The 20,219-nt window shown below is 64.9% G+C and carries 15 protein-coding genes; 9 read left to right on the top strand and 6 right to left on the bottom strand.

Annotated features, from left to right (window positions below; genetic code table 11):
- Positions 1-750: an ABC transporter permease gene (locus IB274_RS08965; RefSeq protein ID WP_192431626.1), complete on the top strand. Its 750-nt coding sequence runs from the start codon at positions 1-3 to the stop codon at positions 748-750.
- Between the two features lie 57 nt (positions 751-807).
- On the opposite strand, the gene IB274_RS08960 is transcribed toward IB274_RS08965, so the two are convergent.
- The gene (locus IB274_RS08960; RefSeq protein ID WP_192431625.1) at positions 808-1,431 is read right to left on the bottom strand and encodes a TetR/AcrR family transcriptional regulator; all 624 of its coding nucleotides are present in this window, start codon (positions 1,429-1,431) and stop codon (positions 808-810) included.
- A gap of 128 nt (positions 1,432-1,559) precedes the next feature.
- Between IB274_RS08960 and IB274_RS08955 the strand changes: the two genes are divergently transcribed.
- Entirely contained in the window at positions 1,560-2,573 is a 1,014-nt protein-coding gene (locus IB274_RS08955) for a succinylglutamate desuccinylase/aspartoacylase family protein (protein ID WP_192431624.1), read from the top strand.
- An 80-nt stretch (positions 2,574-2,653) separates the two neighbouring features.
- Here IB274_RS08955 and IB274_RS08950 read toward each other — a convergent pair whose 3' ends face one another.
- Complete coding sequence (locus IB274_RS08950; RefSeq protein WP_054906664.1) at positions 2,654-4,237, bottom strand: peptide chain release factor 3; 1,584 nt, start codon at positions 4,235-4,237, stop codon at positions 2,654-2,656.
- A gap of 127 nt (positions 4,238-4,364) precedes the next feature.
- Positions 4,365-5,636, bottom strand: a complete 1,272-nt coding sequence (locus IB274_RS08945) for a cation:proton antiporter (protein ID WP_192431623.1) — start codon at positions 5,634-5,636, stop codon at positions 4,365-4,367.
- Positions 5,637-6,081: 445 nt separating this feature from the next.
- On the opposite strand from IB274_RS08945, the gene IB274_RS08940 reads away from it, so the two are divergent.
- From IB274_RS08940 to IB274_RS08920, 5 genes are all read left to right on the top strand, one after another.
- Complete coding sequence (locus IB274_RS08940) at positions 6,082-6,798, top strand: ABC transporter permease (RefSeq protein ID WP_192431622.1); 717 nt, start codon at positions 6,082-6,084, stop codon at positions 6,796-6,798.
- A gap of 26 nt (positions 6,799-6,824) precedes the next feature.
- A complete protein-coding gene (locus IB274_RS08935; RefSeq protein WP_192431621.1) occupies positions 6,825-7,748 on the top strand; it encodes a glycine betaine ABC transporter substrate-binding protein in 924 nt (307 codons plus the stop codon).
- 1 nt (position 7,749) lies between these two features.
- Positions 7,750-8,415 (top strand): ABC transporter permease, encoded by a 666-nt coding sequence (locus IB274_RS08930; RefSeq protein WP_081517409.1) that lies wholly within the window; start codon positions 7,750-7,752, stop codon positions 8,413-8,415.
- A gap of 2 nt (positions 8,416-8,417) precedes the next feature.
- Positions 8,418-9,584 carry a betaine/proline/choline family ABC transporter ATP-binding protein gene (locus tag IB274_RS08925; protein WP_192431620.1) on the top strand — a complete coding sequence of 389 codons (1,167 nt, stop codon included), beginning with the start codon at positions 8,418-8,420 and terminating at the stop codon, positions 9,582-9,584.
- Positions 9,585-10,137: 553 nt separating this feature from the next.
- Entirely contained in the window at positions 10,138-11,301 is a 1,164-nt protein-coding gene (locus tag IB274_RS08920) for a type III PLP-dependent enzyme (RefSeq protein WP_192431619.1), read from the top strand.
- A 330-nt stretch (positions 11,302-11,631) separates the two neighbouring features.
- On the opposite strand, the gene IB274_RS08915 is transcribed toward IB274_RS08920, so the two are convergent.
- The 3 genes from IB274_RS08915 to IB274_RS08905 form a co-directional block, all read right to left on the bottom strand.
- Positions 11,632-13,431, bottom strand: coding sequence for a phosphoethanolamine transferase CptA (locus IB274_RS08915; protein WP_192431618.1), 1,800 nt, complete (start codon positions 13,429-13,431; stop codon positions 11,632-11,634).
- 97 nt (positions 13,432-13,528) lie between these two features.
- Positions 13,529-14,323, bottom strand: coding sequence for a tetratricopeptide repeat protein (locus tag IB274_RS08910; protein WP_192431617.1), 795 nt, complete (start codon positions 14,321-14,323; stop codon positions 13,529-13,531).
- Positions 14,324-14,329: 6 nt separating this feature from the next.
- The gene (locus IB274_RS08905; protein WP_192431616.1) at positions 14,330-15,010 is read right to left on the bottom strand and encodes a Fe2+-dependent dioxygenase; all 681 of its coding nucleotides are present in this window, start codon (positions 15,008-15,010) and stop codon (positions 14,330-14,332) included.
- A 201-nt stretch (positions 15,011-15,211) separates the two neighbouring features.
- Here IB274_RS08905 and IB274_RS08900 point away from each other — a divergent pair, with 201 nt between their 5' ends.
- The gene (locus tag IB274_RS08900; protein ID WP_192431615.1) at positions 15,212-17,473 is read left to right on the top strand and encodes a TonB-dependent receptor; all 2,262 of its coding nucleotides are present in this window, start codon (positions 15,212-15,214) and stop codon (positions 17,471-17,473) included.
- Positions 17,474-17,658: 185 nt separating this feature from the next.
- Positions 17,659-20,208, top strand: a complete 2,550-nt coding sequence (locus IB274_RS08895) for a sulfite reductase flavoprotein subunit alpha (RefSeq protein WP_225614777.1) — start codon at positions 17,659-17,661, stop codon at positions 20,206-20,208.
- The last annotated feature ends 11 nt before the right edge of the window (positions 20,209-20,219 follow it).

Here is a 20,219-nt window from a genome sequence, read left to right as displayed (position 1 = left end):
ATGAACGAACACTGGCTATTCGTCTATGCGGCCCTGCTGCTCAAGGGCTTGGGCACCACCCTGGTGATCCTGCTGATTTCCGCCACGCTGGGCTTCGTGCTGGCGCTGGGCGTGGCGCTGGCGCGGATGTCGCGCAACTTCCTGGTCTCGCGCCTGGCGCTGGCGTACACCAGCGTGATTCGCGGCACGCCGCTGCTAGTGCAGATCTACATCTTCTACTACGGCCTGGGCAGCCTCTTCGCGCAATTCCCGCTGATCCGCGGCAGCTTCCTCTGGCCATACCTGCGCGATGGCTTCTGGTACATCGTGATCGCGCTGATCCTTTCGGTCGGCGCCTATGTCGGCGAGGTGGTTCGCGGCGGCCTCAAGGCGGTGCCGCGCGGCGAGCTGGAGGCGGCTTCGGCATTCGGTATGAACCGCAGGTTGGTGCTCTACCGCGTGTGGCTGCCGCGCGCGATTCGCCTGCTGCTGCCGACCCTGGCGGGGGAGAGCGTGATGCTGCTCAAGTCCACCGCGCTGGCTTCTACCATCGCCGTGGTCGACCTGCTTGGCGCGGCCAACGTGGTGCGTGCGCAGACTTTCCAGGTCTATGAGCCACTGCTGCTGGTGGCGGCGATCTACATCTGCCTGACCTTCATCATCGAGGCGCTGTTCGCCTTGCTGGAGCGCGCCACGCCGGTGCGCCGCGAGGCGCAGAAGACGACGCAGCGTTCATGGCTGGCTAAGCGCCGTGCAAGGACGGCAGTTTGAGATTTCATTACTCGCCCAACGATATCCAGCCAACGCGCGGCAGATCCTTGCCGTACCTCACGCGTAGGCGCCGCGGCGGAGTCCTTCCACCCAGCAGCGGCTGAGTTCCAGGCCATCGGCGGCGCTGAAGTTGGTTGGGTTCAGGCACCACTCCAGCCACAGTCCGTCGAGCATGGCGGAGAGTCCGATGGCTGCCAGGCGCGGGCGCGCCACGCTGAAGCCTTCGGCGCTGGCGAGTTCGCTGATGAGTTTTTCCAGGATGGCGAGATAGCTGTGGTAGCCGCGCTCGTGCGCCTCGTTCACCGGCGGTGAATGGCGGATCAGGCTCCAGAACACTACCCAGGGGCTGAGCAGGTCGGGGTCCAGCACCTGGGGCGAGAAGGAGCCGGTGAGGAAGGCTTCCATGCGTGCGGCGGGGTCGTTGCCGACTGCGTCGACCTGCTGGTAGAGCGCCTGGGTGACCTCGCTGGCGAGGGTTTCGTAGGCCTGGGCGACCAGCGCGTCGATGCTGCCGAAATGGTGATTCACCAAGCCCACGGCGACGCCAGCCTCCTTGGCGATGCGACGCACCGAGATGCCCGCATGGCCATCGGCGACCAGGCACTTGAGGCAGGCGCGCACGAGGTGATCGCGGCGTTCCTCGGGGGTGGCACGCTGGGCTTTCTGGCGGGGGATATCCAAGGGGGCGTCCTGTGTTGCGTGGTGCCGGCGAGCGGCGAACGGTTTCGATACTAGGAGGCGACGAGGAAGATTTCCACGGGCCTTTTGGATAGAGGGCAGACAGAGGCCAGACAGAGGAGAGAAGACAGATGATCGAGGACGTATCCTTCGCCGTACCCGGTGATTCCGGTGCCGAACTGCGTGTGCGCGCCTGGCGTATCGACGGCGGCAGACCGGGGCCGAAGGTGCACCTGCAGGCCGGCGTGCACGCCGATGAAATCGCCGGGATGCTGGTGCTTCACGAGCTGCTGCCACGCCTGCGCGAAGCCGCCGAACGCGGTGCGCTCAATGGCAGCGTGACGGTGGTGCCGCAGGCCAATCCCATCGGCATCGGGCAATTCCGCCAGGGACGGATTCTCGGTCGGAACCACGACGCGACCTCCCGCAACTTCAATCGTGGCTTCATCGCCTCGGCGGCTGCCAGCGGCACCCTGGACAGCCTCACGCTGTGGCAGAAACGCCTGGCCGAACTGGCCGCGCCGGCGGACATCGTGCTCGACTTGCACACCGACGACGAGGCGCTGCAGTACGTCTACATCCACGAGTGTTTCTGGCCTGCCGCGCAGGACCTCGCCGCTGCGCTGTGCGCGGAGCTGGCGATCATCTGGGAAGGCGATGGCGACGGCGCGTTCGAAGAGGTGGTAATCGCCCCGTGGCAGGCCGAGCAGCGCTTCGCCGGACGCCTGGTGGCGACCGTCGAGCTGCGTGGCCAGGGCGACGTGAGCGACGCGCTGGCGCAGCAGGATGCCGACGGTCTCTACCGCTTCCTGGGAGCCCGTGGCGTGGTGAACGATGCCGGGCCGTTGCCGGAGTGGAAGGGCATAGCCACGCCCATGGGCTTCATGGAAACCGTGTTCGCCCCGGCGGCCGGCGTGCTGGTTTTCGAACGCGAGCTGGGCGAGTACATCGAGGCGGGCGAGCGCTTCGCGCGCATCATTGCCCGTCCCGGCGATGCCAGCAGCGAGCACATCCTGCGCGCACCGCAGAGCGGGCTGCTTGCCACACGCTATCGCGACCGGCTGATCCCGCTGGGCGCCATCGCCGCCAAGCTGACCGGCAGTGCGACGTCCAGTACCTGGAGTTCGGGCGCACTTGATCCGTAACGCAGAATTGCTCCTGCGAGAATCCGATCGGCGCAAATGAAAACGCCCGCACAAGGCGGGCGTTTTCGGGAGCGGCGAACTCAGTGGTGTTCGCGGGTGGCGCGGAAGGTGATGTCCGGCCAGCGCTCTTCCATCAGGCTCAGGTTGACGCGGGTCGGGGCCAGGTAGGTGAGGTGGCCGCCGCCGTCCACGGACAGGTTCTCGAAGGCCTTGTCCTTGAACTCCTTGAGCTTCTTCTCGTCCTTGCACTCGATCCAGCGCGCGGACCAGACGTTGATCTGCTCGTAGGCGCACTCGACCTTGTATTCCTCCTTCAGGCGGCTGGCGACGACGTCGAACTGCAGCACGCCGACGGCGCCGAGGATGATGTCGTTGTTGCGCTCGGGGAAGAACACCTGGGTGGCGCCTTCCTCGGCCAGTTCCTGCAGGCCCTGGCGCAGCTGCTTGGACTTGAGCGGGTCCTTCAGGCGCACGCGGCGGAACAGCTCCGGGGCGAAGTGCGGGATGCCGGTGAAGCCCAGCGCCTCGCCTTCGGTGAAGGTGTCGCCGATCTGGATGGTGCCGTGGTTGTGCAGGCCGATGATGTCGCCGGCGAAGGCCTCTTCCAGCTGCTCACGCTCGCTGGAGAAGAAGGTCAGCGCGTCGGCGATCTTCACGTCCTTGCCCAAACGCACGTGGCGCATCTTCATGCCCTTCTCGTACTTGCCAGAGCAAATGCGCATGAAGGCGATGCGGTCGCGGTGTTTCGGGTCCATGTTTGCCTGGATCTTGAACACGAAGCCGGAGAACTTCTCCTCGGTCGGCGCCACGGTGCGCTCGTGGGCGCCGCGCTCCAGCGGTTGCGGGGCCCAGTCGACGATGCAGTCGAGCACCTGGTCGACACCGAAGTTGCCCAGCGCGGTACCGAAGAATACCGGGGTCATCTCGCCTTTGAGGAAGGCGTCCTTGTCGAACTCGTGGCAGGCGCCCTGCACCAGCTCCAGTTCTTCGAGGAAGTTGTCGTAGAGGTCGCCCAGGTGCGCGCGTGCCTCGTCGGAATCGAGCTTGTCGATGACCTTGGTTTCGATGCGCTCGTGGCCGTGGCCCGGCACGTAGACGATGATCTTGTCCTGGGCGAGGTGGTACACACCCTTGAAGTCGCGGTAGCAACCGATCGGCCAGGTGATCGGCGCGGCCTTGATCTTCAGCACCGCTTCGATCTCGTCGAGCAGCTCGATCGGGTCGCGGATGTCACGGTCGAGTTTGTTGATGAAGCTGACGATGGGCGTGTCGCGCAGGCGGCAGACTTCCATCAGGGCAATGGTGCGCGGCTCTACACCTTTACCGCCGTCGAGGACCATCAGTGCCGAGTCCACCGCGGTCAGGGTGCGGTAGGTGTCTTCGGAGAAGTCTTCGTGGCCGGGGGTGTCGAGCAGGTTGATCATGTGCTCGCGGTAGGGGAACTGCATCACCGAGGTGGTAATGGAGATGCCGCGCTGCTTCTCCATCTCCATCCAGTCGGAGGTGGCGTGGCGGTCGGATTTGCGCGACTTCACGGTACCGGCGACGGCAATCGCCTTGCCCATCAGCAGGAGCTTCTCGGTAATGGTGGTCTTACCGGCGTCGGGGTGGGAAATGATCGCGAACGTACGGCGCTTCGCGACTTCGGCGGCTTGGATGCTCATGGATGGGTGCCTGGTCGATTCGGTGAAGACGGGCGGCGAGCGGCCCGAAAAGCGCGGGATTATAGCGTAAACAGCAGCGTCGCCGGCAGACCCGGCGACGCAAGGCGCTTGGCCTTTGAAGGGGCCGTCAGTGGTGGTTGTCGGCGTCGGGCTCGGCGCCCTTGTAGATGCGCCGCACCAGCGGGCCGATGGACAGGCCCTGGAGCAGGATCGACACCAGCACCACCACGTAGGTCAGGCTGAGGATCAGGTCGCGCTGCTCGCCCAGCGGCAGGGACAGTGCCAGCGCCACCGACACGCCGCCGCGCAGACCGCCCCAGACAAGGATGCGGATGGTGCCGGCAGGCACCTGGCGGCGGCCATTCTCCCGCTGGCGCAGCACCAGGATGGCCGGGGCCACGGTGAGCAGGCGCGAGATCAGCACCGCTCCGCCGAGGGCGAAGGCAGCGACCACGTGTAGCCAGTTGAACGGCAGCAGGAGCAGCTCCAGGCCGATCAGGGCGAACAGCAGGGCATTGAGGATCTCGTCGATCAGCTCCCAGAACTTGTCGATATAGCGCCGCGTTTCGTCGGACATGGCGTACTGCCGGGCCTGGTTCCCGATGATCAGGCCGGCCACCACCATGGCGATCGGCGCCGAGACATGCAGCCGCGCCGCCAGTGCCGCGCCGCCGATCACCAGGGCCAGGGTCAGCATGACTTCCACCTGGTACTGGTCGATGCCGCGCATCATCAGGAACACCCCGTAGCCCAGTGCCGCGCCGAACAGGATGCCGCCAATGGCCTCCTGCACGAACAGCCAGGCGATGGTGGATGCGGTGGGTGTCTCGCCGGCCAGCAGGATGCCCAGCAGGATGGTGAAGACCACCACGGCGGTGCCGTCGTTGAACAGCGACTCGCCGACGATGGTGGTAGCCAGCGGCTTGGGCGCGCCGGCGGACCTGAGAATGCCCAGCACCGCGATGGGGTCGGTGGGCGAGATCAGCGCGCCGAACAGCAGGCAGTAGATGAAGTCCACGTGCCAGCCGAACAGGGCGAAGGTGTAGTAGGCCAGGTAGCCGATCACGGTGGTGGCGATCAGCACGCCGAAGGTGGCGAGCAGGCCGATGGGCCACTTGTAGTTGCGCAGATCGGCGAGGTTCACGTGCAGCGCGCCGGCGAACAGCAGCGCAGGCAGGAACCAGGTCATCAGCACGTCGGAGAAGTCGATGCGGCTGATGATCTGCTGCATCTCGACTTCCAGGACCGGGTAGCCGAGCAGCGACATGCCCTGGGCAATGAAGGAGAACACCAGGGCGGTGGCCATGACGCCGATGGTCGGCGGCAGGCGGATGAAGCGGTAGTTGACGTAGGTGAGCAGGGTGGTCAGCGCGATGAACGCCGCAGCCAGATCAAGCATGGTGAAGGATCTCCGTGGTAGGCAAGACGCCGGCCCCGAGTGACCTATCCATGGGTCGGGGGCACGCGAAAGGAACCCGATGATAACCGCTGAGCGAAACCCCGTGCGTCTTCGCCGGGCGCATTCGGCGTTGGGCAAGTTGTGAGGGGCGATGGTTCAGCCGCACCGACGGTTTTTTCAAAAAAAAATTGTCGGCCGCAGCCCCCGGACCATGGGGGCTGACGCCGATTTCGCCAGCGTGCGATGGCACAAGGATGGCAATTTTATTGAACGGATGGACACGGACGGGGGTCCATCCCTTCGCGACGGTAATCCGCAAACGCATTCGCAAGTGCTTGATTCCCGTCGCGTTTAATCGAGGTCCAGATGGGTTTCTGGACGGGATCGAGCGTCAAGTGAGCGGGGCGATGCCAGTCGCCGCGCACCCGAAGGGAGTTCCCCAACCATGGTGAAAACCACCACGGGCAAGGCCCTGTTCGGCGTCTGCCTTGCAGTCGTTGTTCTGGCTTTGCTGATCCACTGGATCACCCCTGCCACCTTGTGGCAATACCGCGAAGACCTGCTGTTCTACCTGCAGGCGCACCTGTTCCTGGTGTTCGTGTCCATGCTGGCCGCCGTCGCGGTCGGTATCCCCGCCGGCATCCTGCTCAGCCGGCCCGCCCTGCAGGGGCAGGCCGAACGCCTGATGCAGGTGTTCAATGTCGGCAACACCATCCCGCCGCTGGCTGTGCTGGCCATCGCCCTGGCGATAGTCGGGATCGGCAATGGCCCGGCGATCCTCGCGCTGTTCCTCGCCTCCTTGCTGCCCATCGTGCGCAACACCTACGAAGGTCTGCGCGCCGTGCCGGCCTCGCTCAAGGAAGCGGCCACCGGCATCGGCATGACGCCGCGCCAGGTGCTGCTGCGGGTCGAGTTGCCCAACGCGGTGCCGCTGATCATGGGCGGTGTACGGATCGCCCTGGCGCTGAACGTCGGTTCCGCGCCGCTGGCTTTCCTGATCGGCGCCAACAGCCTGGGCAGCCTGATCTTCCCCGGCATTGCCCTGGACGATCAGTCCAAGCTTCTGCTCGGCGCTGTGTGCACCGCGTTGCTGGCGCTGGTGCTCGATGGCCTGGTGGTGCTGTTCAGCCGCACCCTGCTGGAACGGGGGCTGACGCAATGAAGGGACTGGATTTCAAAGGAGCCGGCATGAAACGTCTGCTTGGCGCGCTGGGCCTGCTGCTCGCCGCCGCCACGGGAACGGCGCACGCGGCCGACGTGATCCGCATCGGCGGCAAGCCGTTCACCGAACAGCGCATCCTCACCGCCATCACCGCGCAGTACCTGCAGAGCAAGGGCTACGACGTGAAGGTCACCAACGGCCTGGGCAGCACCCTGGCGCGCAGCGCCCAGCAGAGCGGCCAGCTTGACCTGGTCTGGGAGTACACCGGCTCGTCGCTGATTGTCTACAACAAGGTCAAGGACAAGCTCGATGCCCAGCAGTCGCTGGCCAAGGTCCGCGAGCTGGACGGCAAGAAAGGCCTGGTCTGGCCCAAGCCCGCACCGTTCAACAACACCTACGCCCTGGCGATGCCCGAGGAGCAGGCCGAGAAACTCGGCGTGCGCACCCTCAGCGACCTGGCGCGGGTGATGAAGGAACAGGGCGCGAAGCAGACCCACCTGTTCGCCATGGACCCGGAGTTCGCCGGGCGCCCCGACGGTCTCGGACCGATGAGCGAGCTTTACGGCTTCCACTTCACCCGCGATGACGTGCGGCAGATGGATGCCGGGCTGGTCTACACCGCGCTGAAGAATCGCCAGGTGTTCGTCGGCCTCGTCTACACCACCGACGGCCGCCTGAAGGACTTCAAGCTGCGCGTGCTGGAAGACGACAAGCACTTCTTCCCCTTCTACAACGCCGCCCCGGTGCTTCGCGCCGATGCGCTGGAAAAGCACCCGGAGCTGAAGACCCTGTTCGAGCCCATCTCCGACCTGCTCGACGACAAGACCATGCAGGCGCTCAACGCCCAGGTAGACATCGAACAGGAACCGCCGCAGCGCGTGGCGCAGAGGTTCCTGCGCGAGCACAAGCTGCTGGGCGACAAGGGCCAATCTGTCGGGGAGGAAAACTGACATGGACTTCATGACCGTGATCTCCCGGCTGGACTGGACCCAGGTCGGACAACTGACGCTGCAGCACCTGATGCTGGTGTCCATCGCCGTGGGCCTGGCGATCATCGTTGGTGTGCCGCTGGGCGTGCTGATGACACGCTTCCGCTGGCTCGCCGGGCCGCTGCAGGGTGCCGCCACCGTGGTGCTGACCATCCCGTCCATCGCGCTGTTCGGCCTGATGCTGCCGCTCTACTCGAAGATCGGCCAGGGCCTCGGCCCGCTGCCGGCGATCACCGCGGTGTTCCTCTATTCGCTGCTGCCGATCCTGCGCAACACCTACCTCGCCCTGACCAATGTCGAGCCCGGCATTCGCGAAGCCGGCAAGGGCATCGGCATGACCTTCTGGCAGCGCCTGCGGATGGTCGACATCCCCATCGCCGTACCGGTAATCCTCGCCGGCGTGCGCACCGCCGTGGTGATGAACATCGGCGTGATGACCATCGCCGCGGTGATCGGCGCCGGTGGCCTGGGCGTCCTCATCCTCAATTCCATCAGCCAATCCAACATGCCCATGCTGGTGGTCGGCGCGGTGCTGGTGAGCCTCTTGGCCATCGCCGCCGACCTGCTGCTGCAATGGCTGCAGCGTGCGCTCACCCCGAAGGGCCTGCGCCCGCAGACAGGAGACTGAACATGATCGAACTCGACCAACTGACCAAGACCTTCACCCTCAAGGATGGCAAGGAGTTCCGCGCCGTGGACAAGGTCAGCCTGACCGTGGAGAAGGGCGAGATCTGCGTGTTCCTCGGCCCCTCCGGTTGCGGCAAGACCACCACGCTGAAGATGATCAACCGCATCATCCAGCCCACCTCCGGGCGCGTGCTGATCGATGGCCAGGACACCGCCGAACTGGACGAGGTGACCCTGCGCCGGCAGATCGGCTACGTGATCCAGCAGATCGGCCTGTTCCCCAACATGACCATCGAGGAAAACATCATGGTCGTGCCGCGGCTGCTCGGCTGGGACAAGCAGAAGTGCAAGGACAAGGCGCGCGAGTTGATGTCCATGGTCAAGCTCGAGCCCAAGCAGTACCTGTCGCGCTACCCGCGCGAGCTGTCCGGCGGCCAGCAGCAGCGGATCGGCGTGATCCGTGCACTGGCGGCGGATGCGCCCTTGCTGCTGATGGATGAGCCCTTCGGTGCGGTGGACCCGATCAACCGCGAGTCGATCCAGAACGAGTTCTTCGAACTGCAGCGCAAGCTGGGCATGACCGTGATCATGGTCAGCCACGACATCGACGAGGCGATCAAGCTGGGCGACAAGGTGGCGGTATTCAAGAGTGGCCGCCTGCTCCAGTTCGACCATCCGGACACCTTGCTGGCGCACCCGGCGGACGAGTTCGTCAGCGCCTTCACCGGCCAGGACAGTACCTTGAAGCGCCTGTTGCTGGTGCGCGCCGAGGATGCGGCCGACAGCAGCATCGTCACCGCCAGCCCGGACACGCCGGTGGCCGAAGCGCTGGAGAGGATGGAGGAGGACGACCGACGTTACCTGGTGGTGGTGGATGCCAACGGCAAGGGCCTGGGTTACGTGCGCCGCAAGGAGCTGCGTCGCCAGGACGGAGTATGCGGCAACTTCCTAAATGAATTCCGCGTGACGGCCAGCCATGACGAGCACCTGCGCATCCTGTTGTCGCGCATGTACGAGTTCAACAGCTCCTGGCTGCCTGTACTGGATGCCGAAGGGCAGTTCCTCGGCGAGGTGACGCAGGAGTCGATCGCCGATTACCTGAGCTCGGGGCGCTCGCGTGGGCGCAAGACCAACATCGTGTCGCCGGCGGAGGTTGCTCAGGCTTCCTGACTTTACAGGTGAAGGTTGGGCGTCTGATTCTTCGGTGCGAATGCTGATTTCGCTGCGGATGGCTGCCCTCTCCCTTCAAGGAGAGGGCACACCCAGCTCACACCCAGCTCCGATTTTCCCCACTGCACTCCTCACGAAATCACCTCCCGCGCCACCCATCCCGAAACGCTGAACTCCCCCCTCTGTCACCGGTCGTTAACTCAGTAGGCCGATGATGCAGAAACGCGTCGAAAGCCCCGTTCTGTGCGGTATTCCGTGCATTTTGTTGAGTATCCGAAACAGTCAACCGGCAGTGCGACAAAGGGATGTAAAAAAGCGGCAATTCAGGGTTGAACTCACGAACTTCAGGTCCTAAAGTTCGCGCCCGAACGTCCATGCTGGAAACGATCCATCCGGCTCAAGTACTGACGACGAGAGGCACCGGCGCCATTGACCGGTACCGGTGATACTCGGCGACATGCCTTGGGAAGTAGGCGAACCAAAGTGGGGAAACGGATTCGACGTTCAGCTTCACCCCTACGAATAACCTGTTCTGCCATTTGGAGTCCCAACCATGTCCATCAAGGTCGAGGATTACTTCGCCCCCGAAACCTTCCAGCGAATGAAGGCGTTTGCCGACAAGCAGGAAACCCCCTTCGTTGTCATCGACAAGCAGACCATCGCCGACGCTTACGACCAACTGACCGGCTGCTTCCCGTTCGCCAAGATCTACTACGCGGTGAAGGCCAACCCGGCCACCGAAATCACCGAGCTGCTGCGCGACAAGGGTTCGAACTTCGACATCGCCTCCATTTACGAGCTGGACAAGGTGATGAAGACCGGCGTGCGCGCCGAGCAGATCAGCTACGGCAACACCATCAAGAAAGCCCGCGACATTCGTTACTTCTACGAGAAGGGCGTGCGCCTGTTCGCCACCGACTCCGAAGCCGACCTGCGCAACATCGCCAAGGCCGCGCCGGGCTCCAAGGTCTACGTGCGCATCCTCACTGAGGGCTCCACCTCGGCTGACTGGCCGCTGTCGCGCAAGTTCGGCTGCCAGTCCGACATGGCCATGGACCTGCTGGTGCTGGCCCGCGACCTGGGTCTGGTGCCCTACGGTGTGTCCTTCCACGTGGGGTCGCAGCAGCGCGACATCGGCGTGTGGGACGCAGCGATTGCCAAGGTCAAGGTCATCTTCGAGCGCCTGAAGGAGGAAGACGGCATCGAGCTGAAACTGATCAACATGGGCGGCGGCTTCCCGGCCAACTACATCGCCAAGACCAACAGCCTGGAAACCTACGCGGAAGAGATCATCCGCTTCCTCAAGGAAGACTTCGGCGACGAGCTGCCGGAAATCATCCTGGAGCCGGGCCGCTCGCTGATCGCCAACGCCGGCATCCTGGTCAGCGAAGTCGTGCTGGTGGCGCGCAAGTCGCGTACCGCGGTCGAGCGCTGGGTGTTCACCGACGTAGGCAAGTTCTCCGGCCTGATCGAAACCATGGACGAGTCCATCAAGTTCCCGATCCACGTGGAGAAGGCGGGCGAGCTGGAAGAAGTGGTGATCGCCGGCCCGACCTGCGACAGCGCGGACATCATGTACGAGCACTACAAGTACGGCCTGCCGCTGAACCTGGCCGCTGGCGACCGCCTGTACTGGCTGTCCACCGGCGCCTACACCACCAGCTACAGCGCGGTGGAATTCAACGGCTTCCCGCCGCTGAAGTCCTTCTACCTGTAAGCCTCGCTGTGCTGAAAGAGCCCCGCTGATGCGGGGCTTTTCTTTATCTGCCGGCGGCGCTTTTCGTAGGGCGAATAACCTGGAACAGGTTATTCGCCGCTGCCTGAGCGGCGGATAACGCTGGCGCGTTATGCGCCCTGCAAACTGAGCCATCGGGTCAGAGCAAAGCGAAACGCAACCTGTAGGAGCGAGCTCGCTCGCGAACAGCATGCCCTGCAGGTCGGTGGATTCGCGAGCAAGCTCGCTCCTACAAAAAGCCACGCTCATTCTCGATAGGCACAATGAAAAACGCCCCGCAGGGGCGGGGCGTTTCATGGCATCACGGGAGCCTCAACCCTCCTTGGGTTTCATCTGCTCCGGTGCCTGGGCTGTGGCCGGGGCGTTGGCATCTTTGGCGATTTCCTGCGGCGCGGGCTGGTCCTGCGGCAGCTGGTCGAACTCGTGCAGGCCGTCCTTCTTGTACGGGTCGCCGATCCAGCGCGGGGCAACGGCGAACTGCGGGCTCACCAGGCTCTTTGCCGGCTCGTAACGGTCGTAGCTCAGGCCGGCTAGGTCGGACAGGGTATGGATCAGGTGTGAGCTGCTGTAGGCGCGATCCGCCACCGCCTTCAGGTCGCGCGGGTGCTCGGCCTGCCAGCTTGGCGCGGTCCAGACCATGAATGGGATGGTGTACATCGGCCGGGTCGGGGCCATTTCGTTGCGGCCCAGGCGGTCGTGGTTGCCCGAGCTGTAGACGTCCTCGCCGTGGTCGGAAAGGTAGACCATGAAGCCGTTGGCGTTGGACTCGGAGTAACGCTTGATCAGGCTCGACACCACGAAGTCGTTGTAGCGCACCGCGTTGTCGTAGAAGTTGTAGGTTTCCACCTGGTCATCCGACAGCGCCGAGGGCACGCCCTGGCGGTCCTTGAAGTAGGCGAACTCGTCCGGGTAGCGGTAGCGGTAGTCCATGTGCGTGCCCAGCAGGTGGATCACGATGAACTTCTTCTGCGCCGGGTCCTGGAGGGCCTTCTCGAACGGCGCCAGTACCACGCCGTCGTACTGGCTGGCGTTCTGGTTGCGCTGGTTGTTCAGGTACACCGGCTCGTCCGTCTGCTGCGAGAAGGTGGTGAGCATGGTGTTGCGCTTGGTCATCGTCTGCTGGTTGGTGATCCAGAAGGTCTTGTAGCCCGCCTGTTTCATCAGGTTGATCAGCGACGGATCGGTGAGGAACTTGTCCGGGTTCTGCTCATCGCCGAAGGTGAGGATCTGCTGCATCACCTCGATGGTGTAGGGACGCGGCGCGACCACGTTCTGGAATACCGTCAGGCCCTGGCCGCTGGCCGCGAGGGCGTCGAGGTTCGGCGTGGTGTCGCGGCCGTAGCCGTACAGGTGCATGTGCTGTCGGGTGGTGGATTCGCCCAGCACCAGCACCAGGGTGCGCGGTTCGTCGCCGCTGCTGTCCTTGAGGTTCTGCAGGGGCGGCAGGGAGGCGTTCTGTTGCAGCAGCTTCTGCATATTGTCCAGCTGCTGGCGGTACTGGACGTAGCCCACCACCAGTTGCCACGGCACCGCCGGCTCCATGCGCGACTGCACCTTTTCCAGCGCCTGAGCGAAGGTACGCTCCTGGGTGACCATCTGCTTGTAGAAGGGGTAGAACAGGTTCAGCACGACCAGCAGCACGGCCAGCGGCACGCGGGCATAGGCCGGCATGCTGATCGGGCGAATGCGCTTCCACAGCACCACGGCGACCACGCTGTAGGCCAGCAGCGCCAGGCACAGCCAGAGGCTGAAGTACTGGCTGAAGTACTCGCCGGCTTCGGCGGTGTTCGACTCGAACATCACGAAGATGACGCTCTGCGAGAACTCCTGCTTGTAGATGCCGAAGTAGCTCAGGCCCACCAGCGAGGCGCCCCAGAGCACCAGGCCGATGACGGCGGCGATACCCTTGGTGAAGCGCGGCAGCAGCAGCGGCGGTGCGAGCCACAGGCTGCTGAGGAAGAATGCGTCGCGGAAACCGGCAAAGCCGGTGGTGCCGCTGAACAGGATCAGCGCCTGGGTAACGCCGGAGAAATACCAGAAGAACAGCAGGAGCCAGCCCAGGGCGGCCCAGTCCACGCGTTTGCGCGCTACGGGGGATGTGGTGTTCGACACTTGCGCCTCGTCGTTACGTGGCGGCTGCCGAACACTCCGGCAGCCAGGGTAGCCGGCGAAGCTAGCAAAGCGGGCGTGAAAATTACGTCAAGGGGCGTCAGGCGACGCCCATCTGCTCGGCGAGGTGACGCAGGTCCGACTCGTCGCCCAGTTCGGCGGCGCGCTGGAAGTAGGCCAGGGTCAGCTCGCGTAGGCGCGGCGGCATGGAGGCGGCGAGTTGGTGGCGGGCCACGCGCAGGAAGTTGAGGTTGCCGCCTTCCAGCGCGCGTTCCAGCCAGATGCGCGCGGCTGGCAGGTCGCCGCGCTCGGCGAGCACCGAAGCGTGGCTGAACTGACCACGGAAGTCGCCGGCCTCGGCCGATCGACGGTACCACTGGCGCGCCGTCTCTAGGTCGCGCGGCACCACCAGGCCCTCCTCGTGGAAGCGCCCGACCAGGTTCATCGACTTGGCGTGACCCAGCGTCGCTGCGCTCTGGTACAGCGCCAGTGCGCGGGCGTCGTCGCGTTCCACGCCACGGCCGGTGGAGAGCAGGTTGGCGAGGTTGTACATCGCCCAATCGAGTTTCTGCTGCGCAGCGATGGCGTAATGACGGGCGGCGCCGGCCTCGTCCTTCGCGCAGCCCCAACCATGCTCCAGGCAGCGGCCGAGCATGTTGCGCGCCATGGCGTGGCCGCGCTCGGCGGCAATGCCGAACCAGGTCAGGGCGAGGTCGACATCCTGCTTGATGCCGTGGCCGTCGAGGAGGATCTGACCAAGCAATGCCTGGGCTTCGAGGTCACCCTCGCGGGCGCCGGTCACGATCAGGCGGGCGGTCTGTCGCGGGTCATCGGCAAGCTGGCCGGTGAGGTCTTCGACGTTGATTTCTTCGGTGCGACGCAGGACGAAACTCATGGCGGGTCAGACGTCCACCCAGCGGCGCAGCAGGTTGTGGTAGGTGCCGGTCAGCTCGATCAGCGCCGGATGGTCCGGCACGTCGCGGGTCAGCGCCTGGATCGACTGGTCCATCTGGAACAGCAGGGCGCGCTGGCTGTCCTCGCGCACCAGGCTCTGGGTCCAGAAGAACGAGGCGATGCGGGCGCCACGGGTCACCGGGTTGACCTTGTGCAGGCTGGTGGCGGGGTAGAGCACCAGGTCGCCGGCCGGCAGCTTGACCTGCTGGGTGCCGTAGGTGTCCTGGATCACCAGTTCGCCGCCGTCGTAGTCCTGTGGGTCGCTGAAGAACAGGGTCGAGGAGACATCGGTGCGCACGCGCTCGCGGCCGCCCTGGGTGTCGCGCACGGCGTTGTCGATGTGGAAGTCGAACGAGCCGCCACCGGTGTAGCAGTTGAACAGCGGGGGGAAGACCTTGTTCGGTAGCGCGGCCGACTGGAACAGCGGGTTGTTCCATAGGCGTTGCAGCATGGCCTCGCCGATCTCGCGGGCCAGCGGGTGGTCCTGCGGCAGTTGCAGGTTGTGCTTGGCGCGGGACGACTGGTAGCCGGCGGTGACCTTGCCATCGCCCCATTCGGCCTGTTCCAGGGCGGCGCGGATGCGCGTCACCTCATCGCGGGTGAACACGCCAGGGATGTGCAGCAGCATGGGCCGGTTCCATCTGATTCGATAATTTGCCAATGATAATGATTTGCAACATTCCGGTACAACCGCCATACCCCTGCTTCCGACAGGGCGAAAGTGTAAAAGTTGTAAATCATGTGCGTATGGTAATGAATGTGAATTGATACAAATTCTCAATTGCAATAAATTGCGCGGCCTTCATGAACCCCTGGGGAGGGAGTTTCGATGTCGCGTCAATCCACCGAGTTCACCGGCAGCAAGCCGCGCCTTCTAGTCAGCGCTGTCGGCGTGGCGATCAGCGCCATGTCGGGCACTCATCTGGCCCACGCCGCCGAGGCGTCGCCGAAGCAGTCCGGCGAGGACGTGCTGTCTTTGGACGCCGACACCGTGTTGGGCACCCAGCAGCAGGACCCGACGACCTACAACGTCGAGAAATCTTCCAACGAGAAGTACACCGCGCCGCTGTTGGAGACGCCCAAGACTGTGACCGTGATCCCGCAGCAGGTGATCAAGGACACCGGCGCGCTGACCCTCCAGGACGCCCTGCGCACCACGCCCGGCATCACCTTTGGCGCTGGCGAGGGCGGCAATCCGGCGGGAGACCGTCCGTTCATCCGTGGCTTCAACGCCGAGAGCGACACCTTCCTCGACGGCATGCGCGACGTGGCTTCGCAGACCCGCGAGATTTTCAATATCGAGCAGATCGAAGTCAGCAAGGGGCCGGGTTCGGCGTACACCGGCGCCGGTTCCACCGGTGGCAGCCTGAACCTGATCAGCAAGACCGCCAAGCAGGCCGACTTCAACGACGCCAGCATCGTGCTGGGCTCCGACCAGACCCGCCGCACCACGCTGGACGTCAACCACCGCCTGGGCGACAACGCGGCCTTCCGCCTGAACCTGATGAAGCACGATGCCAACGTCGCCGGTCGAGATGAGGTCAACGTCAGCCGCTGGGGCGTCGCGCCGACCGTCACCTTCGGCTTCGACACGCCGACCCGCGCGACGCTGTCCTACTACCATCTGTCCACCGACGACATGCCTGACTACGGCATCCCGCTGACCCTGGCCGGGCGCAGCGAGCGCAACCCGAGCAAGCCGGTGTCGGTCGACAAGAGCAACTTCTACGGCCTGAACGACCGCGACTACCGCAAGAGCACCACCGATACCGGTACCTTCCGTATCGAGCACGACCTGAACGACAACCTGACCCTGTCCAACAGCTTCCGCCTGGTGCGCACCACCCTCGATTACATCGCCACCAACCCCGACGACAGTCGCGGCAACGTCGCCAACGGGCTGGTGTATCGCTCCTCGAAGAACCGCAACTCCACCTCCAAGGGTTGGGTCAACCAGACCGACCTGAAGTCCACCTTCGATACCGGCTTCATCGGCCACACCCTGGTGACCGGCATGGAGTTCAGCTACGAGGACGTGCACAACCGTCCCTATGTGATCACCCCAGGCGGTGGCGCTGGCAACCTCTGCACGCCGTCGCTGATCGCCAGCGGCGACTGCACCAGCCTGAACAAGCCGACGCCGGGTGACCACTGGACCGGCCGCATCACCGACAGCGCCGCCTTCACCGACACCGACACCAAGACCGCCTCGGCCTATGTGTTCGACACCCTCAAGCTCAGCGAGCAGTGGGACCTCAACCTCGGCCTGCGCTACGACGACTTCGAGACTCGCTCCAGTGGCTACTCCACCGGCGGCCGTGGCTCGCCCGCCGGCGATTTCGACCGTCAGAACAACTCGCATTTCTGGAACTACCAGCTCGGCGTGGTCTACAAACCAGCGCCCAACGGCAGCGTCTACGCCGCCTGGTCCACTTCCAGCAACCCCAGCGGCGAGACCGCCGGTGAAGGTGGCGGCGACTTGGCGCTGGCCAATGCCAACCTTGATCCGGAGCGCAACCGCAACTACGAGATCGGCACCAAGTGGGCGTTCTTCGACGAAGCGCTGTCGCTCAACGCGGCGATCTTCCGCACCGACAAGACCAACGCCCGCGTCGCCTCGCCGGATGACTCCACCGTGCAGGTGCTCGATGGTGAGCAGCGCGTGCAGGGCGTCGAGCTGGGCTTCAGCGGTGCACTGACACCCAAGTGGAAGGTCTTCGGTGGCTACACCTACCTGGACAGCGAGATCCTCAAGTCCAGCGTGGCCAGCGACGAAGGCAATCGCATGCCGCAGACGGCGCAGAACAACTTCACCCTCTGGTCGACCTACGATGTGCTGCAGAACTTCACCGTGGGCGGCGGCGCCACCTACGTCGACGAGCAGTTCGGCAACACCGCCAACAGCACCATGATCCCGTCCTACTGGCGCTACGACGCCATGGCCAAGTACGTGATCAGCAAGAACGTCGATCTGCAGCTCAACGTGCAGAACCTGACCGACAAGCGCTACTTCGACCAGGTCTTCAGCACCCACATGGCGCACGTGGCCCCCGGCCGCACCGCGCTGCTGGGCGTCAACCTGCACTTCTAAGGGGGCGCATCTGGCGACCCGCCCCGGCCGATGCTCCTCGGCCGGGGCTTTTCTTTGTCCGGGGGCAGGGGCCTCTTCGGCGAAGGTCCGGCCAGAGTAAAGATTGTTAAATCGGCTGCGTTTGCGAGCCATTCTCATTAAAATGCCGCCCTGCGTGATGGGTGTCCTAAGGTGAAGCCGCGGTGTTGAAGAAAGTCCTGTTCCAGTTGCATTGGCTGTTCGGTATCAGCGCAGGTCTGGTGCTGGCGCTGATGGGCATCACCGGGGCGATGCTGTCGTTCCAGGATGAAATCCTTCGCGCCATCAACCCCGAGAGTCTGGTGGTGGAAAAGCGCGCCGAAGCCGTGCTGCCGATGGACGAACTGATCCGCCGGGTGGAGAGCGCCGAGCCGGGCAAGAAGGTTTCCTTCCTCTGGCTCAAGACCGAAGGCGTTGAGTCCGCACGCATTTTCTTCACCCCGCCACCGGGCCAGCGCCGTGGCGAATCGCGCTATGTCGACCCGTACACCGCCCGGGCGCTGCCCGCGCCCGTGGGCGAGGGCGCCTTCCAGTTCGTCATGCAACTACACCGCTTCCTCGCTGCCGGCGAAACCGGGCAGAAGATCACCGGCGCCTGCACCCTGATCCTGATCTTCTTCTGCCTCTCCGGGCTCTACCTGCGCTGGCCGCGCAAGGCGCTGAGCTGGCGCACCTGGCTGACCTTCGACTGGCGCAAGAAGGGCCGCGCCTTCAACTGGGACCTGCATGCCGTGGCCGGAACCTGGTGCCTGGTGTTCTACCTCCTGGCCTCGCTGACCGGCCTGTACTGGTCCTACGAGTGGTACCGCAACGGCCTGTTCAAGCTGCTCGACGACGCCCCCGCCGGCCAGGCCAAGGGCGGCCAGCGCGGCGGCGGCAAACGCGGCCCGGCGCCGGAAGGCCCGCCGCCGGTGGTGGACGCCACCGCCATCTGGAACACCATCCAGCAGACCGGGGGCGCCGCCATGACCGCCTACAACCTGCGCCTGCCGCCGGTGAAGGGCCAGCCGGCCACCGTGTTCTATCTCCTCGATGACGCCGCCCACGAGCGCGCCTTCAACGAGATGACCATCGACCCGGCCAGCGGCAAGCTGCTCAAGCACCGTCGCTACAACGACAGCAGCGCCGGCAAGCAACTGCTCACCAGCGTCTACGCCCTGCACGTGGGCAGCTACTTCGGCCTTACCGGGCGCATCCTGATGATGCTTGCCAGCCTCGCCATGCCGCTGTTCTTCATCACCGGCTGGCTGCTTTATCTCGACCGCCGCCGCAAGAAGCGCGCCGCGCAGGCCGCCCGTGGCGAACTGGACCACAACGCCGGTGGCGCCGACTCCTGGCTGGTGGGCTACGCCAGCCAGAGCGGCTTCGCCGAGCAACTGGCGTGGCAGAGCGCCGGCCAGCTGCAGGCCGCCGGCCTGCCGGTGCGTGTCGAGCCGCTGGGCAAGCTGGATCGTGCGCAGCTGGAGCAGACCCGCAACGCGCTGTTCGTGGTCAGCACCTTCGGCGAGGGCGAGGCACCGGACAGCGCCCGTGGCTTCGAGCGCCAACTGCTGGGCCAGGCCCTCGGCCTCAATGATCTGCGCTTCGCCATCCTGGCCTTGGGCGACCGCCAGTACGAACACTTCTGCGGCTTCGCCCGACGCATGCAGGGCTGGCTGCAAGGACAGGGCGCGCGCCCGCTGTTCGACGGCGTGGAAGTGGACAACGGTGATGCCGCTGCGCTGCGAGCCTGGCAGGTCCGTCTGGGCGAACTCTCCGGCGCCGCGCCGCAAGTCGCGTTCACTGCACCAGCTTTCGAGGTCTGGACGCTGAGTGATCGCGAGCACCTCAACCCCGGCAGCCAGGGCGAATCCACCTGGCTGCTGCGCCTCAGCGCGCCGAGCGATTCGCAGATCGACTGGTCCGCTGGCGACCTGGTGGAAATCGTTCCGCGCCAACCGGACTTCCTCGTTGCCCGCTGGCTAGAACGCCTCGGTCTGGATGGTACCGCCCAGATACAGGCCGATGGCCTGGCCCTGCCATTGAAGGACGCCCTGGCCGGCTGCCTGCTGCCGGGCAACCTCGAACACCTGGTCGGCCAGCACGGCCAAGCGGTTTACGATGCGCTGATCAAGCTCTCGGTGCGCCAGTACTCCATCGCTTCGTTGCGCAGCCGCGGCCCCCTTGAGCTGATCGTCCGCCAGGAACAGCACGCCGACGGCTCGCTGGGCATCTGTTCCGGCTGGCTGACCGAGTACCTGCCCGAGGGCGGCAGCCTGCTGCTGCGCCTGCGGCGCAACCGCAGCTTCCACCTGACCGAGGAGGATCGCCCGCTGATCCTGATCGGCAACGGCACCGGTATCGCCGGCCTGCGCGCACTGCTGCAGGCGAGTGTGGCCGAGGGCCGTTCGCGCAACTGGTTGCTGTTCGGCGAGCGCAACATCGCCCACGACTTCTACTGCCGCGCGGAACTGGAAGGCTTGCTGGCGCGCGGTGAACTGCAACGCCTGGATGTTGCTTTCTCTCGCGATCAGGCTGAGAAGGTCTACGTGCAGGACCTCCTGCGTGCCAGCGGCGAAGTCCTCGCCCAGTGGCTTGACGACGGCGCGGCGATCTACGTCTGCGGCAGCCTGCAGGGCATGGCCGAAGGCGTGGACCGCGCCCTGCGCGAGATGCTGGGCGACGCCGAGGTCGAGGCGCTGCTGGAGAGCGGGCGCTACCGCCGCGATGTCTATTGATCCTGCGTCAG

Origin of the sequence: Pseudomonas sp. PDM18, from assembly GCF_014852585.1 — a bacterium.
GTDB lineage: Bacteria > Pseudomonadota > Gammaproteobacteria > Pseudomonadales > Pseudomonadaceae > Pseudomonas.
Note: the sequence above shows the minus strand (reverse complement) of the source record. Positions and strands in the feature narration are given on the sequence as shown.

What these genes read in the sequence shown, in the direction of transcription:
- IB274_RS08900 (WP_192431615.1), top strand. Translation starts at nt 15,212, where the DNA reads ATGTCGCGTCAATCCACCGAGTTCACCGGCAGCAAGCCGCGCCTTCTA.
- IB274_RS08930 (WP_081517409.1), top strand. Translation starts at nt 7,750, where the DNA reads ATGGACTTCATGACCGTGATCTCCCGGCTGGACTGGACCCAGGTCGGA.
- IB274_RS08925 (WP_192431620.1), top strand. Translation starts at nt 8,418, where the DNA reads ATGATCGAACTCGACCAACTGACCAAGACCTTCACCCTCAAGGATGGC.
- IB274_RS08920 (WP_192431619.1), top strand. Translation starts at nt 10,138, where the DNA reads ATGTCCATCAAGGTCGAGGATTACTTCGCCCCCGAAACCTTCCAGCGA.
- IB274_RS08945 (WP_192431623.1), bottom strand. Translation starts at nt 5,636, where the DNA reads ATGCTTGATCTGGCTGCGGCGTTCATCGCGCTGACCACCCTGCTCACC.
- IB274_RS08940 (WP_192431622.1), top strand. Translation starts at nt 6,082, where the DNA reads ATGGTGAAAACCACCACGGGCAAGGCCCTGTTCGGCGTCTGCCTTGCA.
- IB274_RS08950 (WP_054906664.1), bottom strand. Translation starts at nt 4,237, where the DNA reads ATGAGCATCCAAGCCGCCGAAGTCGCGAAGCGCCGTACGTTCGCGATC.
- IB274_RS08935 (WP_192431621.1), top strand. Translation starts at nt 6,825, where the DNA reads ATGAAACGTCTGCTTGGCGCGCTGGGCCTGCTGCTCGCCGCCGCCACG.
- IB274_RS08905 (WP_192431616.1), bottom strand. Translation starts at nt 15,010, where the DNA reads ATGCTGCTGCACATCCCTGGCGTGTTCACCCGCGATGAGGTGACGCGC.
- IB274_RS08965 (WP_192431626.1), top strand. Translation starts at nt 1, where the DNA reads ATGAACGAACACTGGCTATTCGTCTATGCGGCCCTGCTGCTCAAGGGC.
- IB274_RS08955 (WP_192431624.1), top strand. Translation starts at nt 1,560, where the DNA reads ATGATCGAGGACGTATCCTTCGCCGTACCCGGTGATTCCGGTGCCGAA.
- IB274_RS08910 (WP_192431617.1), bottom strand. Translation starts at nt 14,323, where the DNA reads ATGAGTTTCGTCCTGCGTCGCACCGAAGAAATCAACGTCGAAGACCTC.